This is a genomic window from uncultured Boseongicola sp. (assembly GCF_937988555.1).
Classification (GTDB): domain Bacteria; phylum Pseudomonadota; class Alphaproteobacteria; order Rhodobacterales; family Rhodobacteraceae; genus Boseongicola.
In genome coordinates, this window is sequence record NZ_CALJXO010000110.1 from 1 (window position 1) to 14,706 (window position 14,706).

Below are 14,706 nucleotides of genomic sequence, written 5' to 3' on the forward strand. Positions count from 1 at the left end.
CGAGCCACCTGATTCCGAGAACGGGATCACGAATTCTACTGTCTTGCCGGACAGATCAACGCCGCCATGGCCGCCAGCTATAGCCGCCGTTGAGAAAGCAAGCGCCACCGTTGTTGCAAGCAAAGCCTGCGCCGAATGACGCAGTTTGGTAAAGTCAGTCATTTATTCCTCCCAGAGGCGCGTTTCTTTACCGTTTTGGCACACGCGCTATTAAGCAACGCGGGTCATTCAACCCGCTTGATAACAGTGTGTTGTCCTGCGAACCTTGCGTCAAGCTTGCAGACAAGGGCGAAGACAAGGGCGAAGACAAGAAAATGCGCATAGTTTTAATCGAAGATAACGCGAGTCTTGCGCAAGGGATCAGCTATAGATTGCAGGATGCAGGCCACGCCGTCGATATGCTGGACGATGGCAGGCACGCCAGCGACTATCTTCGCACCGATGAAGCAGACCTGGTGATCCTAGACATCAACCTGCCGGGGCGGGATGGCATAACAATCCTCAAAGAAATGCGCCAACGCGGTGACGAAAGGCCTGTGCTGTTACTCACCGCCCGTTCGGATACGATAGACCGCGTGAAGGGTTTGGATGCAGGGGCGGACGACTACCTTGTTAAGCCTTTTGAAATGGTCGAACTTGAGGCCCGCATCAGAGCAATGTCCCGCAGAAAGCCGCAGCCATTTCGCAAGACCGTTTCGCTTGGGCTTTTGGTGCTTGATCTGGATGCCCGCGAAGCCGAGGTCGGTGGCAGGCCGGAAACTATCCCACGACGCGAAATCAGCATCCTAGAAGCATTGATGCAAGCCGGGGGCCGCACCGTTCCGAAGCTGCAACTGCTGGAGCACACCTACGGCACCGGAAGCGACATCGAGGAAGTCGCGCTCGAAGCACATATCTCGCGTCTTCGCAAAAGGCTTAAGCCCCACGGTATCTCGATCAAAGTGAAACGCGGGCTCGGCTATACGATCCAACTGAATGCACCGATATGACATCTGCTTCGCTGCGCCTGCGACTGACGCTGATCATCCTTATCCCAATTCTGGCTATTGGCGTGGCGGTGTCGATCTGGCAGGTCAGCAATGCCCGCGCCACAGCCGCCGATCTGTTTGATCGAAGCTTGCTTTCCGCAGCTCTTGCTATCTCGGGGGATGTGGCGCGCACGAACGGCAACGCAATCTCGCTTGAAACCTCAGATATCCTTGCCGACACATCCGGCGGACCTGTGTTCTATCACGTATTTGCGCCTGACGGCATCTACGTCCTCGGCTATGCGACCCCCCCCGTCCCGCGCGATGTAAACCAAGGACGCGATGACGAGATCACCTACTATGACGGGCGATACCACAGCCGCGACGTGCGCGTGCTTCGGTACCGGTCGGTCATTACAGTCGATGGGATCAGCGGTGCGTTTACCTTTACGGTCTGGCAGGATGTGGCGGTGCGCAGTGCCTTCGTGCGCGATCTTGTTTTGCGGACATTTACCGTCATCGCCATTCTGATCGGTTCGGTGGCATTGGTTGTGTGGTTCGGTGTCAGTCATGGCCTGAGGCCGCTTCTCGATCTGGAAGACGCTATCTCGCGACGCAGCTCTGACGATCTAAGCCCGATCCGCCGGGCCGTTCCCCCTGAAATTCGCGGGCTGGTGACGCATCTCAACACGCTGTTTGGACAGGTGGAACGCGCGATGGATGCGCAGACGACGCTTATCTCAAACGCCGCGCACCAATTGCGCAATCCCATCGCTGGTGTGCTTGCAATGGCCGAAGCCGTGCATTCCGCACCAACTTCGCAAGCCGCAAAAGAGCGATCCGCCGGACTGCTCTCTGCCGCGCGTCGCGCCAGCGATTTGGCGAACAAACTTTTGACCTTGGAACGCGTCCGCGCAGCCCCTGTCGAGGCATTTAACACCCCGGTCGAGGTCGGAACAGTGATTCGCGAGGTGATCGAGACTGTGAAAAGCGACGCCGAAAAGCGCAATGTACAGGTAACGGCTGACTTGCAGAACAATCCTATCGTGGTGATTGCAGATGGGCTGATGCTGCGCGAGGCAATCACAAACTTGGTGGACAATTCGTTGCAACACGGCGGACCGAACTTGGGTCATGTGCGCTTAAGTCTGGCACAAGAGAACGGCGTCGCGATCATTACTGTCGAAGACGATGGGAACGGCTTGCGCGCGGAAGACGTCGAGATCGTTCTGGCAAGATTCGGCCAAGCAAGCCCCGGCGAAGGCTCGGGGCTTGGCTTATCGATTGCAGAAGCGGTCGCAGAACGCCACTGTGGCACGCTGGAACTTCAGACCGAGCGTCAAGGCCTTTTGGTCCGTCTCAGCCTGCCCATGGTCGCAAAAAACGCCGCAAAACCGAGTATCGCACCAGGCAGAAATCAGCGCCCAATCGCGTAGGCCTGCATCAGCCGGGGCGTGGCGGCCGCCTTGAGCATTCCATCTGGTGCGCGCGATGCGGCCGTCAGCCGCCCGATCGCCCAAGGCTCTGACACTTCAAGTCTGTGCCCGCGCGCCCTCAAGGCTTCAAGGGTGGCGGCCGGGAAGTGCGGCTCGGCCATGAGATGACCGGGCCTTATGCCACGGGGGTAGAAACTCGCTTGCAAATGACCGGTATGAAACAGCGGACCGTCGATTGCCTCCTGCAAATTCATCCCGTGATGGATCAGCCGTAAAAGGAATGTCAGCTGCCATTGGTCTTGTTGATCGCCACCAGGTGTGCCGAAGGCGATCCGCGTACCATCGGGGCGGCGCGCCATCGACGGCGAAAGTGTCGTGCGCGGTCTGCGCCCCGGCGCCAGTGAGGTTGGCAAACCTTCGTCCAGCCAGAACATTTGAGCGCGCGTGTTAAGCGGAACGCCAAGCCCCGGAATAACCGGGTTCGATTTCAACCAGCCACCCGATGGCGTTGCAGATACCGCATTGCCCCATTGATCGACCACGTCGATATGAACCGTGTCACCGCGCTTTTCGGTCAGATGAGCCATCGTCGGCTCGCCTACACCGATCCCTTTGTCGTCAACCGCCTTACGCGCCGCACGTTTGAGGAACGCCTGTGCAAGAGCTTCATGCCCTGCAATCTCGCCGGGCCGTTGCACAAGCGAGGCCGTATCCGCAATTTGGCCACGCCGCGCCTGCCCATAGGCCGCAGACAAAAGGGTTTCGGTCGGCACATCCGACATCAAAGGATCACCGTAATAAGCTTCGCGGTCCGCAAACCCAAGCTTCAGTGCCTCAGTGATCAAATGGACAAAGTCATCCCCTACAGGATCCAACTCCGCCAGACCATCTCCAGACAGCATCTGTAAACACTGAAGCAAAACCGGGCCTTGTGTCCACGTCCCGCACTTAAAGACGTCCCAGCCGGCATGCTCAACCGATACAGCGGGCTCGTAAGAGGCCCGCCAGCCCGCCATATCCTGGCCTGTCATCACGCCCTTTCGCCGCTCTCCTGTGGCATCCATCACGCAAGCATCACGCAAATAGGTGTCGATAGCCTCGGCAACAAAACCCTGATGAAACGCCTTTCGCGCCGCCTCAATCTGCGCCTCACGCCCGGAAACCGCCTCGGCCTCAGACACCAGACGGTCCCAGAAATCCGCCAGCATCGGATTGGCGAACAACGCGCCCGGTTCTGGCACCGCGCCACCCGGCAACCAAACAGGCGCAGATGTCGGCCATTCATCGCGAAACACATGCGCCATATCTGCAATTGTGGCGGCGACCCGCGGCAAGATCGGATGCCCATGACGCGCATAGTAAATCGCCGGAGCCATAACCTCGCGCAATGGCAACCGCCCGTGATCGCGCAGCATCAACATAAAAGCGTCAAACTGCCCCGGCACCACAGTCGCGAGTAATCCAGAGCCCGGAATTAGGTCCAGCCCCTCGCTCCGGTAGTGGTCAATGGTTGCCCCAGCCGGCGCGGTTCCCTGACCGCATACAACAGTTGGTTGATCATCACCGACAGGCCAGATCATCGCAGGCATGTCGCCAAGGGGGCCGTTCAAATGCGGCTCGACAACATTCAAAACGAACCCCGCAGCCGCTGCCGCATCTGCGGCCGAACCACCAGCTTCAAGCATTTTCATGCCCGTCGCCGAAGCAAGCCAATGGGTTGTCGTGACCATGCCGAATGTGCCGGCCAACTCTGGTCTCGTCGTAAAGGTCATTGCTCGTGCTCCTTTGGCTTTTCATCGGACCTAGCCCGCTCGGTCACCCGGAACAACCTGGCCGCGATCGGCGCGCCTGTTATGACAATAACAATGCGGGCCAAATGATGCGCAATGACAAAGCCCAGATCAGCCCCGGCCACGATCGCAAGCACAGTCATTTCTGCCTGCCCACCGGGCGCAAACGCCAGGAAGCTCTCTACGGGCGGGGCAAGACCAAGAAGGTAAGCAACTTCGGCAAAACCGGCGGCAAGGGCGGCTAGCATCAAGACAAATAAAAGGCCCGCCAGAACATCGCGGCGCAACTCTAAGAGCGTCACGCCAACATAGCCTACACCTATTCCGGTCCCGATCAGGAATTGCGCGGTAAGGATCGCTTCGGAGGGCGGTCGTGCGTGGATAAACCCGGTGAGCGACAGGAAGGCAGTGACAATCATTGGTCCCAAAATGGAGGCCCCGAAAAGCCCGATCCGCTCGCCTCCCTTCCACCCAACAAGGGCCGCCGCCGCCATCAGGGCCAACTCCTGCGCCGGGATCGTTGAGGCAGATACGCCAATCGGAATGTCGAGCGACACGCCAAACCCTTGCGTGAGAATAATCGGAGCAACCGCGACAATGATCAGCACGCGGGTGGCATGGATCAGTGACAAGGCCCGTCCATCGCCGCCCGCTTCCTTGCCAAAAATAACCATGTCCTGCAATCCGCCGGGCATGGCCGCATACCAACTTGTCACCCAGTCAAATTTATAGACGTGCCGAAAGAACGGCACACCGATCAGGCCGATGATAGCTATGTAAACGGGGATTAAAGAAACCGACGCCGCAATCTGCGGTAGACGGCCAATCAACTCCGGCGTGATCGAGGCCCCCACCGCAACACCAAGAATTGTGCGCGCCGCAACCGAGACTTGCCCAAAGCCCCGCAACGGCAAGCCTGCAAGGGCTGCAAACAGGCAGGCGAGCATCGGCCCAAAAAGAAAAGGAAGCGGCAAGCCAGTCGACCAAAATGCTACCGTCCCGGCAACGGCCAGGGTGAGGGTCAATGCGCGTTGGCGCGTGGGATGATCGCGGAACACTTCCATTTTCAAACTCTATCGGACTTATTGCATCAGCTTGTATCCAAGTGTATGCAATCTTGGAACCCCTAGCGAGTCCCCCTATGCCGATTGCAAAATCCAGCGATACCAGCCAAGGTCAGGACACCTACACGCGGCTATTGACCGACATTCGACTTGGCATCTTGCGCCCCGGCGACAGGCTGACTGAAACCGACCTGGCCGCCCGTATTGGGATCAGTCGCACGCCTGTGCGCGAGGCGATCCGAGCGCTTGAGACGGATGGCCTCGTCACACACACACCCCGCGTCGGAGCGACTGTCAGAACGCTGGATTCAGCCGAAATCACCGAGCTTTATGAAATGCGTGGTGTGCTTGAGGGCACCGCCGCACGCTTTGCCGCACGCGCCGCTTACAAAAGTGAAACAGCAGAACTTGAGGCTATCAACTCCGAAATGCGCGGCGCCACTAGTGACGTCGAGCGTCTCTTTTTGCTAAACGCCCGGTTCCACGCGGTACTTCTGAACGCAGCCCGCAACCGGTTTCTGGTCAGCGCGATCAAGGCAATCCAGAAAACACTTCTGATCCTTGGGCCGTCAACGATGGAAGAATCTATGCGTGTCGAAAACGCCCTGGCCGAACATCAGGCGATCATCGACGCGCTGACCGAACATAACGAAGACAAAGCGGAAACCACCATGCGCATCCACATCGAAGCCGCCCATCGCGCCCGCCTCAAACAACTGCGAGGCTAAAAAATATGCGCGATCTGAGCAAAACGATCTGGGACGTGATCGTGGTGGGGGGCGGAAACGCAGGGCTTTGTGCCGCAATCGAGGCCGCAGAAACAGGCGCACGCGTGCTGATCCTGGACAGCGCACCCAAAGCCTACCGCGGCGGTAATTCACGTCACACACGCAATTTTCGCTGCATGCATCGAGGACCACTTTCGGTTCTGACCGGGGCTTATGAGAAAGACGAATACTTCGACGACCTTATCCGTGTGACCAAAGGCAAGACCGACGAAACACTCGCGCGCATGACGATCGCCGCGTCAGAAGAATGCCTGCCTTGGATGGAAGCCCACGGCGTAGCATTCCAGAAATCTCTGTCCGGCACCCTATCGCTTAGCCGCACCAACGCTTTCTTTCTTGGCGGCGGCAAGGCGCTTGTGAACGCCTACTACAACACCGCCGAAGACCTTGGCGTCACCACCCGATACGAGGCCGAGGTCACGCATATCGTCGTCGAAGACGGCGCCTTTACCGGTTTGGACGCAATTATCGACGGCACGCCGTCCCGCATCGAGGGCCGCGCCGTCGTAATTGCTTCTGGCGGGTTTCAGGCTGATCTTGACTGGCTGGCGGATGCATGGGGGCCGTCTGCGCGCAACTTCCTGATCCGCGGCACACCCTACAATCGCGGTGTTGTCCTGCGCGATATGCTGGATCAGGGCGCCGAAAGCGTGGGCGATCCGACGCAATGCCATGCGGTCGCAATCGACGGGCGCTCGCCCAAATTTGACGGCGGCATCGTCACGCGACTGGACTGCGTGCCGTTCTCGATCGTTGTGAACAAAGACGGTGATCGCTTTTATGACGAGGGCGAAGACGTTTGGCCCAAGCGCTACGCTATCTGGGGTCGCCTTGTCGCGGGGCAACCCGAACAGGTTGCCTTCTCTGTCATCGACGCCAAAAGCATCGACAAATTCATGCCCTCGGTCTATCCGCCCGAAACTGCAAATACGATTGACGGGCTTGCCCAAAAGCTTGGCATCTCCGGCACCAAACTGCGCGAAACGGTGGATGCTTTCAACGCGGCCTGCCGCCCCGGTAACTTCATGCCGACAGAACTCGACGGCCTTGCAACCGACGGCCTCACCCCGCCGAAAACCAACTGGGCACGTCCAATAACAGACCCCCCATTTTACGGCTATTCGCTGCGCCCGGGTGTCACCTTCACCTATCTTGGTCTGAAAGTAGACGAGACGGCCCGCGTTTCCGGCACGGGAGGACCGCTTGCCAATGTCTGGGCCGCCGGGGAAATCATGGCCGGATCGATCCTTGGCGAAGGCTATCTCGCGGGCTTCGGCATGACCATTGGAACCGTCTTCGGACGCATTGCAGGGCAGGAGGCCGCCGCGCATGTCGCTTGATATCCCACAGATCCAAGACGCCACCAGTGAAGCCCGCCGGCAGATCGAGATTTGCAACGCCTGCCGCTATTGCGAAGGGTATTGTTCGGTCTTTCCAGCCATCACACGCGAGCGTGCCTTTGGGGACGGCGACATTACGCAACTGGCCAACCTCTGCCACAACTGCCGGGGCTGCTACTACGCCTGCCAATACACCGAACCGCATGAATTTGCGCTAAACTTGCCCGCCGCATTGGCGGAAGTGCGTGTCGAAAGTTGGACGCGTTTTGCCTGGCCTGGGCGATTTGCGCGTGTTTTCCAGCAAAATGGCGTGGCTCTTGCCCTTGCCTTGGCCCTCAGTATTGCGACTCTCTTTTGGGCCCTAACGGCGCTTCGACCAGAAAGCGGCCAGGGATTTTACGCCTTCCTGTCGCATGCCGCGATGGTTGCTATCTTTGTGCCCGCGTTTGTCTTCCCGATTGCTGTCATTGCTATCGGCTTAAAGCGCTACTGGCGCGAGGCAGGTGGCACAGCGATCACGATGGCGCATCTGAAGTCTGCCTTCGGCGACGCCGCGCGTATGAAGAACCTCTCCGGCGGGGCGGCCGACGGCTGCAACTTTGAAAAGACAGACCGCTACTCCCACGCGCGCCGCCACGCCCACCACGCGGTGATGTATGGGTTCTTGCTGTGCCTCGCCTCAACCTCAAGCGGCACGGTCCTTCACTATGTGTTCGATATGCCCGCGCCATACGGACTTTTCAGCCTGCCAAAGCTGCTTGGGATCCCCGGCGGTTTCCTTTTGACAATCGGAGCCGCATCCCTTGCATGGCTCAAAATCAAGGCCGATCCTTCTCTCGGCGCACCATCCGTATGGGGCGGGGAAATGGCCTTCGTTTTCCTTCTCGGCGCAACCGGGGCCACGGGTCTCGCGCTTTACGCCGCAACAGGAACTGCTCTGGTCAGCCCGCTGCTGGCGCTGCACCTTGGAACCGTGCTGGCGTTCTTTCTGACGACGCCCTACTCGAAAATGGTGCATGGCTTTTATCGCCTTGCCGCCCTCGTGCGCGATGCGCAACTGAGGGGCTGAACCGGCGCTCAAGTCTCGTCGGCACTTCGCGAGCTGACCCCGAGCGCTTGCAGGTACGCTTGGGAAAACCAACGATGATCAGGCGCACTGTCCGCCGGTAAAGCAACGCCAGAGCCGGACAAGACACGCTGCCAGTCTGCCGTCGCAGCCGCCATTCCATTCGGCAGACCAAGATCGGTCAGCATCTTTGCGACTTCATCCATCTCCGCTGCCCGGCGCTTGCCGTGAACAAGCGTTCGCTCAAAATTATAAGCCGCGCGCTCAGGCACATCGATCCAGGGATGCCCAGACTTCAGCGACGGAAACACCTCGTCCTCGACACCGGCAGCGGTTGCCGCAAGCACGCATTCGGCCGTCAAAGCCTCCATGCCCTTAACCATAATCGAACGCACCATCTTGATCGACGAGGCCCGCCCGACCTGATCACCCATCACCCGGACATGCATCGGCAACCCTTGCAAAATCGGTGCCAATTCTGCGGCGTCTGGCCCCGAAATCAAACAGGGCACCAAATTGCGCTTGGGGTAAACCGGCGCCATCACGGCGACATCCAGATAGCGTCCGCCTTGCGCCCGCACGATCCCATTTGCGCGCAGCTTTGATTGTGGCGCGCAACTGTTGAGATCGCACCAGACCGCGCCGTCTTCCATAAACGCCGCGTAACCATCCGCTGCCGCCACAGCTTGGTCGGCCGTCACCGTGCAGAATATCAGGTCCGCACCGTCCAGCGCTTCTGTCGCGGTCCCGCACAACCTGACCCCCAACTCCGTGGCGCGAGATCGGATCTCCCCAGCGGTCTTGGGATCATCCGATTTGATGTCATAAGTGCGGATCGCCTCCACCATCGCGCCGCCCCACCCGGAAATGAAAGCCCCCGCAGCCTCGCCCAACCCAATAAAAGCTATCCGCATTGCCAACCCTGCCTATTTATTTCCACGTCATACATGTGCTGCGATGAACGCCGCCGCTCGCGCATGCGCAAGCTTAGCCGCCTCTTCCAGGTAGGCCGCCGGGCGGTGCTCATTGGCAAAGGCGTGATCTGCGCCCGCATATGTGTGGACCTCCATATCGGGGAAAAAAGTTCGGGCGGCGTTGAGCATCTCAGGTGGAACATGGGCGTCTTCGCTTCCCCAATGCCCCTGCACCGGTGCCTTCAATGGCGCAATCTGATAGGCATCAAGTCGCGTGCCGTAAAACGACACCGCACAGGCAATATCCAGAACCTGCGCCGCACGGATCGCAAGGCCGCCGCCCCAGCAATAGCCAATTATGGCAACGCGTCCGCTCGATTTCAACGCCTCAACAGCTGCATCAACGTCGATCATTGTCTGATCAAGACTTGAGGATAACATCAGGCTACGCCCACGGGGCGCCTCGTCAAAAGGGATGACCGCCCCTTTTTGGTGTCGGTCAAACAGCGCCGGAATGGCGACGTCATAGCCAAGCGCCGCATAACGATCGGCGACATCCTTTAGCTGGTCCGTCACACCGAAAATCTCTTGCAGGATCACGATCCCACCCTTGCGCGCGCTCTTCGCATCCACCATCCAGCACTCAAGCCGATGGCCATCCGCTGCCGTCAATTCGATCATCATGTGTATTTCTCCCAATGCAGTCGCGCGCCAGATGCACACTCGGCAGGCCACAGATCACGTCTCATTCAACGGCCTGCGTGCCCTTCACCGCTTTATCCGTCGGGAGTACCACGCCGTCCATCAAATTGCGCGCTGTTCGAAGCACTTCAGCCCGCACAATCGAGCCACCTTCAACGTGAAAAACCGCAGTCATCTCGCCCGTCAAATACTCGACAGAAAGCGCCTTTGCGGCTCCCTTCGGGATGACCGCCAGATCACGCCTAACCGCCCCCGGCGTCAGACAAGCCGTTGCAACACTGACCCCGCCCAGAATACCAATCGTCTTGTGGCAACGATGTGGAATAGACGTCCGCGTCGAGATTGCGCCGCCCCAATCGGTTTCCTTTGCCGCGCCGACTGGCATCCAACGAAAGGCCAGCGGCAATTTCTGCAGGTTCTGCGGGAGATCAGCCAGACAATCTAGCCGACGCGGCGCTGTTCATGATCAAATGCAAATGAAACCGCATCATCGAAATCAAGCTCGATCGTTTCTCCGACCCGTGTCCCATCCTGACCAAAAATACGCACCGTCAGCGGCTCTTTTTGATCCGTCGAAACCAAGAGATTCGTGTCCCCGCCCAAGCGTTCGACATGGATAACTGTCCCCTTGATGCGGCCCCCCGCCATGGGTCGCAAATGTTCGGGGCGGATGCCAAGCACTCCATTTTCGGGAATTGAAAGCGGAGCTTTTTTCAGAAAGTTCATCGCCGGTGATCCCAAAAAACCTGCAACAAACTGGTTCGCTGGATTGTTGTAAAGTTCCATCGGAGACCCCACCTGCTCGACCCGACCATCCCGCAGAACGACAATCTTGTCAGCAAGCGTCATCGCCTCGGTCTGATCGTGTGTCACATAGATCATCGTGGCACGAAGTGTGCGTTGCAGCTCGGCGATCTCAATGCGTGTGTTCATCCGCAACGCGGCATCCAGGTTCGAAAGTGGCTCGTCAAATAGGAATAATTTGGGTTCCCGCACAATCGCGCGCCCGATGGCCACACGTTGGCGTTGCCCACCTGAAAGGTCAGAAGGGCGGCGGTCGACGTAAGCGCCAAGATCAAGCATCTCGATGGCTTTATTGACCCTTTCTTCAATCACAGGTTTCGGTTGTTTCTCTTGCTTCAAACCAAGGGACATGTTGTCGCGCACGCTAAGGTGCGGATAAAGCGCGTAAGATTGGAAGACCATTGCGATACCGCGCTTGGCCGGCGGAACACTGTTGACCACGCTGCCGCAAATTTCGACAGTCCCGCTGCTTGCGTCTTCAAGTCCCGCTATCACGCGCAGCAACGTTGACTTGCCACAGCCCGATGGGCCGACGAAAACCACGAACTCGCCGTCCTCCACAGTCAGGTTTATATCCTTCAGAACCTCTACCGAGCCAAAGGATTTGCAGACATCTGTGAGGGCCAGCGCGGTCATTGGGAAACTCCTAAGTCTACGGGTCGACCCGTGCGAATGCTCTCATCCGCTGCCAGACAAATGGCGAGGGATTGCACTGCATCGCTCATGTGCCGTGTCAGGTCGATGTTTTCTTTGATTGCCTTGATCATGAACGCTTGCTCCGCATCGCAAAGCGCTTGGTGACCCGGTTCATCGGGCATTTCGATCAGGTGGTCTCCGGTTGGGCGATGGACAAGCAACCCGCCAACCTTCGTATGGCCGTCGACGTCGTCCGACGCGCCTTTGTTGCCGTCGGTGATGGACACGGACCCATTGGGCGACACGACATCCTTTACGAAAAAGGCGGTCTCGGACATCATCGGTCCCCAGCCTGCCTCGTACCATCCGACCGAACCGTCTTCGAACCAGACCTGCAGCTGGCCATAGTTATACATATCCGGCGCAATCTCATCTGAAAGACGCAGGCCCATGCCGCTGACGCGAACCGGTTTGGCGTCAGTAATCTGGCACATCACGTCGACGTAATGCACGCCGCAATCGACAAGCGGGCTGGTGGTTTGCATCAACGCCTTATGCGTTTCCCAAGTCGGGCCGTCCGACTGCTGATTAAGGTTCATGCGAAACACATACGGCCCCCCCAGATCGCGAGCCTCACTGATAAGTCGCTGCCAACTTGGGTGATGGCGCAGGATATAGCCGACGGCCAATTTGCGGTTCAGCCGCTGCGCTGTCGCAACGACATGCTCGGCGTCCGCAACGGTTGTCGCCAGTGGTTTTTCGATAAAAACGTCAGCACCCGCTTCCATGGCGGCAATCGCATAATCGGCGTGGCTGTCGGAATATGTTGCGATACAAACAAGATCAGCGTTCTGCGCCAGACCGTCTTCAAAGCGCGCAAAACGTGGATAGTCCGCAAGTTCTTCCGGCAAATCAACATCCGACCGGTTCACCAACCCAACGATCTCGGCCTCGGGGTGATAATGGTGGGCAAGCGCATGGCTGCGCCCCATATTTCCCAAACCTGCAATGACAACTCTCATTTGACTGCTCCCGATGTGATGCCACGGATCAACTGGCGTGAGAAGACAACGTAGAGCGCCATCACCGGCAGAATTGCCAAGGATAAGGCCGACAATACTGCATTCCAGTCCGTCACGAATTGACCGATGAACACCTGACTTCCAAGCGTCAGAGTTTTCACCTCTTCAGCGGGTGCAAGAATAAGCGGGAACCACAAATCGTTCCAAATCGGAATCATATTGAACACCGCCACTGTCGCCATGGCAGGACGCACCAGCGGCAAAACAAGGCGGAAGAATATCCGGTATTCAGACAGCCCGTCGATGCGACCAGCGTTTTTCAGGTCGTCGCTAACTTGCCGCATAAATTCGGAAAGGATGAACACCGCCAGCGGCAGCCCTTGTGCCGTATAGACCAGGATCAGCGCCCAAAGCGTGTTCACAAGACCGGTCTGTACCATCATCTCCAGAATTGCGACGGTACCGATGCGGATTGGAATCATGATCCCCAAGGCCAGATACAGCCCCATGATCAGATTGCCCTTAAAGCGATACTCTGCCAACGCAAAGGCGGCCATGGATCCGAAAAGCAGAATGAAAAAAAGCGAGCCGACCGTGACAATCATCGAGTTCTGAAAGTAGAGGAAAAAATCTCCCTGCTTTAGCACCGTTTCATACCCAATAAGTGAGAAACTATCGGCATTCGGCAGCGCTAAGGGCTCGCGGAAGATCGCTTTTCGAGTCTTGAAGCTGTTAATAACAATCACAAAGACCGGAAACATTGCGATCAGCGTGTAGAGAATCAACGCGCCATGGGCGGCGAATGTGTTGAGGCGATTTTGGCGTGCAATGCTCATGTCAATCTCCTCAGAACTGATAGCGGCGCATGCGTGACTGGATACCGAAAAGGTATATGCACACGCCGATGAGAATGATGGCAAACATGGCGGACGCAATGGTCGACCCCATGTGCGGATCGCCAAGTTGCAGTTGGAACCCGAAGAACGTCCGGTACATGAAAGTACCCAAGATATCGGTCGAGAAATCCGGACCGGCCAACGCGCCTTGGGCCGCATAGATCAGATCAAATGCGTTGAAATTGGCCACAAATGTCAGGATCGAGATAATCCCGATCGACGGTAGGATCAGCGGCAGTTTGATCTTCCAGAAAGCGGAAAGACCCGTGATGCCGTCGACCTCGGCGGCCTCAAGAATTTCGTCCGGGATGGACAACAAGGCGGCATAGATCAACATCATCGGGATACCCACGAACTGCCAGACTGACACCAACGACAAGGTCGTCAGGGCATAGGCCTCCTTGCCGAGCCATGGTGCATACAAAGACTTAAGACCCACTGCGTCCAACATGCCCGGCGCGATGCCCCAGATTGGCGACAGGATCAGCTTCCATGCAAACCCCACAATGACGAAGGACAAGATGGTCGGAATAAAGATGGCCGAGCGATAGAAACTGGCAAAGCGCAATTTCGGTTGGCTTAAGATGGCGGCAAGCGCAATGCCGATCGGGTTCTGCACCAGCATATGGACGACGAAGAACCATAAATTGTTGCCAAGCGCATTCCAAAACTGTTCCGACCAGAAGGCGTTGCCAAACAGCGTGCGGAAATTTTGCAATCCGACATAAACCCGTTCCTGATCGACCTCAGTAAACAGCGACAAGCGCAGCGTCGCAAACAGCGGGTAGATCATCACTGCCGTGTAGACCAGCACGGCAGGTGCCAGAAAAACCACGATATGCCATCTGAACTTTGGTTTCGCCTGATCCTTTGACATGAGACGTTCCTGCCGTTTGAGAGGGCGCTGAACAATGGCTCAGCGGCAAAAGTGTGGAATGTAGCGGGGCGCAGTGCGCGCCGGTGGCAAAGCCTCCGGCGCGCCGAGGATTTTTGGCTCCTAGGCTGACTGCTGAGGCTCGTACCAGCTGGCCAGTCCTGCTTGCAGACGCTTGCCAGCATCTTCCGGGGATTCCTCGCCTTTGATCACGGCCACCGATGCGTTCCATGTGTCGTTCTCAAGATTTGGCGTTCCGCGTGACAGAACCTGGTAGGTAGACCGGATTGTGCTTTCGCATTCACCGCGCCAGGAGATGAACTCCTGAGCCAGCGGGTCTTCCAACGTGACCGGTGCGTCGGACAGCGGAAAGAAGCCCGGTAGCGCGTTGGCGAAGATCGTCGCA

The 14,706-nt window shown here is 57.8% G+C and carries 14 protein-coding genes and 1 pseudogene; 5 read left to right on the top strand and 10 right to left on the bottom strand.

Annotation, left to right across the window (positions count from 1 at the left end; all coding sequences use genetic code 11):
* Window positions 1-314: 314 nt before the first annotated feature.
* Both Q1B15_RS05935 and Q1B15_RS05940 read left to right on the top strand, forming a co-directional pair.
* Window positions 315-989, top strand: coding sequence for a response regulator transcription factor (locus Q1B15_RS05935; RefSeq protein WP_299751554.1), 675 nt, complete (start codon window positions 315-317; stop codon window positions 987-989).
* Window positions 986-2,404: a sensor histidine kinase gene (locus Q1B15_RS05940; RefSeq protein ID WP_299751557.1), complete on the top strand. Its 1,419-nt coding sequence runs from the start codon at window positions 986-988 to the stop codon at window positions 2,402-2,404. The genes Q1B15_RS05935 and Q1B15_RS05940 overlap by 4 nt, the downstream gene beginning before the upstream one ends.
* On the opposite strand, the gene Q1B15_RS05945 is transcribed toward Q1B15_RS05940, so the two are convergent.
* Together Q1B15_RS05945 and Q1B15_RS05950 are read right to left on the bottom strand one after the other, a co-directional pair.
* Window positions 2,386-4,176, bottom strand: coding sequence for a gamma-glutamyltransferase (locus Q1B15_RS05945; protein WP_299751559.1), 1,791 nt, complete (start codon window positions 4,174-4,176; stop codon window positions 2,386-2,388). The genes Q1B15_RS05940 and Q1B15_RS05945 overlap by 19 nt on opposite strands.
* On the bottom strand, window positions 4,173-5,258 hold the full coding sequence (locus Q1B15_RS05950; RefSeq protein WP_299751562.1) for an AbrB family transcriptional regulator: 1,086 nt from the start codon (window positions 5,256-5,258) through the stop codon (window positions 4,173-4,175). The genes Q1B15_RS05945 and Q1B15_RS05950 overlap by 4 nt, the downstream gene beginning before the upstream one ends.
* A 77-nt stretch (window positions 5,259-5,335) precedes the next feature.
* On the opposite strand from Q1B15_RS05950, the gene Q1B15_RS05955 reads away from it, so the two are divergent.
* Genes Q1B15_RS05955 through tcuB form a run of 3 tightly spaced genes read left to right on the top strand, consistent with a single transcriptional unit; the run spans window position 5,336 to window position 8,455 of the window.
* On the top strand, window positions 5,336-5,986 hold the full coding sequence (locus tag Q1B15_RS05955; RefSeq protein WP_299751565.1) for a GntR family transcriptional regulator: 651 nt from the start codon (window positions 5,336-5,338) through the stop codon (window positions 5,984-5,986).
* A gap of 5 nt (window positions 5,987-5,991) precedes the next feature.
* The gene (gene tcuA, locus Q1B15_RS05960) at window positions 5,992-7,386 is read left to right on the top strand and encodes an FAD-dependent tricarballylate dehydrogenase TcuA (protein WP_299751567.1); all 1,395 of its coding nucleotides are present in this window, start codon (window positions 5,992-5,994) and stop codon (window positions 7,384-7,386) included.
* The gene (gene tcuB / locus Q1B15_RS05965) at window positions 7,376-8,455 is read left to right on the top strand and encodes a tricarballylate utilization 4Fe-4S protein TcuB (RefSeq protein ID WP_299751569.1); all 1,080 of its coding nucleotides are present in this window, start codon (window positions 7,376-7,378) and stop codon (window positions 8,453-8,455) included. Before tcuA ends, tcuB begins: the two co-directional genes overlap by 11 nt.
* Window positions 8,456-8,463: 8 nt before the next feature.
* Here the strand turns inward: tcuB and Q1B15_RS05970 are convergent, their stop codons facing one another.
* From Q1B15_RS05970 to Q1B15_RS06005, 8 genes and pseudogenes are all read right to left on the bottom strand, one after another.
* The gene (locus Q1B15_RS05970) at window positions 8,464-9,366 is read right to left on the bottom strand and encodes a DUF1932 domain-containing protein (protein ID WP_299751571.1); all 903 of its coding nucleotides are present in this window, start codon (window positions 9,364-9,366) and stop codon (window positions 8,464-8,466) included.
* A 27-nt stretch (window positions 9,367-9,393) separates the two neighbouring features.
* Window positions 9,394-10,050, bottom strand: a complete 657-nt coding sequence (locus Q1B15_RS05975; RefSeq protein WP_299751574.1) for a dienelactone hydrolase family protein — start codon at window positions 10,048-10,050, stop codon at window positions 9,394-9,396.
* Between the two features lie 61 nt (window positions 10,051-10,111).
* Entirely contained in the window at window positions 10,112-10,453 is a 342-nt protein-coding gene (locus Q1B15_RS05980) for a PrpF domain-containing protein (protein WP_299751577.1), read from the bottom strand.
* Window positions 10,454-10,509: 56 nt separating this feature from the next.
* The gene (locus Q1B15_RS05985; protein WP_299751580.1) at window positions 10,510-11,508 is read right to left on the bottom strand and encodes an ABC transporter ATP-binding protein; all 999 of its coding nucleotides are present in this window, start codon (window positions 11,506-11,508) and stop codon (window positions 10,510-10,512) included.
* Window positions 11,505-12,530 (bottom strand): Gfo/Idh/MocA family oxidoreductase, encoded by a 1,026-nt coding sequence (locus tag Q1B15_RS05990; RefSeq protein ID WP_299751583.1) that lies wholly within the window; start codon window positions 12,528-12,530, stop codon window positions 11,505-11,507. Before Q1B15_RS05990 ends, Q1B15_RS05985 begins: the two co-directional genes overlap by 4 nt.
* Window positions 12,527-13,366 (bottom strand): carbohydrate ABC transporter permease, encoded by an 840-nt coding sequence (locus tag Q1B15_RS05995; protein WP_299751586.1) that lies wholly within the window; start codon window positions 13,364-13,366, stop codon window positions 12,527-12,529. The genes Q1B15_RS05990 and Q1B15_RS05995 overlap by 4 nt, the downstream gene beginning before the upstream one ends.
* A 10-nt stretch (window positions 13,367-13,376) precedes the next feature.
* Entirely contained in the window at window positions 13,377-14,303 is a 927-nt protein-coding gene (locus tag Q1B15_RS06000; protein ID WP_299751589.1) for a sugar ABC transporter permease, read from the bottom strand.
* Between the two features lie 120 nt (window positions 14,304-14,423).
* A pseudogene (locus Q1B15_RS06005) lies at window positions 14,424-14,706 on the bottom strand (sugar ABC transporter substrate-binding protein); the annotation flags it as partial.

Excerpts from the sequence above, each read along its gene's own strand:
- Q1B15_RS06000 (WP_299751589.1), bottom strand. The coding sequence starts at position 14,303 with ATGTCAAAGGATCAGGCGAAACCAAAGTTCAGATGGCATATCGTGGTT.
- Q1B15_RS05975 (WP_299751574.1), bottom strand. The coding sequence starts at position 10,050 with ATGATGATCGAATTGACGGCAGCGGATGGCCATCGGCTTGAGTGCTGG.
- Q1B15_RS05950 (WP_299751562.1), bottom strand. The coding sequence starts at position 5,258 with ATGGAAGTGTTCCGCGATCATCCCACGCGCCAACGCGCATTGACCCTC.
- tcuA (WP_299751567.1), top strand. The coding sequence starts at position 5,992 with ATGCGCGATCTGAGCAAAACGATCTGGGACGTGATCGTGGTGGGGGGC.
- Q1B15_RS05970 (WP_299751571.1), bottom strand. The coding sequence starts at position 9,366 with ATGCGGATAGCTTTTATTGGGTTGGGCGAGGCTGCGGGGGCTTTCATT.
- Q1B15_RS05935 (WP_299751554.1), top strand. The coding sequence starts at position 315 with ATGCGCATAGTTTTAATCGAAGATAACGCGAGTCTTGCGCAAGGGATC.
- Q1B15_RS05940 (WP_299751557.1), top strand. The coding sequence starts at position 986 with ATGACATCTGCTTCGCTGCGCCTGCGACTGACGCTGATCATCCTTATC.
- Q1B15_RS05955 (WP_299751565.1), top strand. The coding sequence starts at position 5,336 with ATGCCGATTGCAAAATCCAGCGATACCAGCCAAGGTCAGGACACCTAC.
- Q1B15_RS05990 (WP_299751583.1), bottom strand. The coding sequence starts at position 12,530 with ATGAGAGTTGTCATTGCAGGTTTGGGAAATATGGGGCGCAGCCATGCG.
- Q1B15_RS05985 (WP_299751580.1), bottom strand. The coding sequence starts at position 11,508 with ATGACCGCGCTGGCCCTCACAGATGTCTGCAAATCCTTTGGCTCGGTA.
- Q1B15_RS05945 (WP_299751559.1), bottom strand. The coding sequence starts at position 4,176 with ATGACCTTTACGACGAGACCAGAGTTGGCCGGCACATTCGGCATGGTC.
- Q1B15_RS05980 (WP_299751577.1), bottom strand. The coding sequence starts at position 10,453 with ATGCCAGTCGGCGCGGCAAAGGAAACCGATTGGGGCGGCGCAATCTCG.
- tcuB (WP_299751569.1), top strand. The coding sequence starts at position 7,376 with ATGTCGCTTGATATCCCACAGATCCAAGACGCCACCAGTGAAGCCCGC.
- Q1B15_RS05995 (WP_299751586.1), bottom strand. The coding sequence starts at position 13,366 with ATGAGCATTGCACGCCAAAATCGCCTCAACACATTCGCCGCCCATGGC.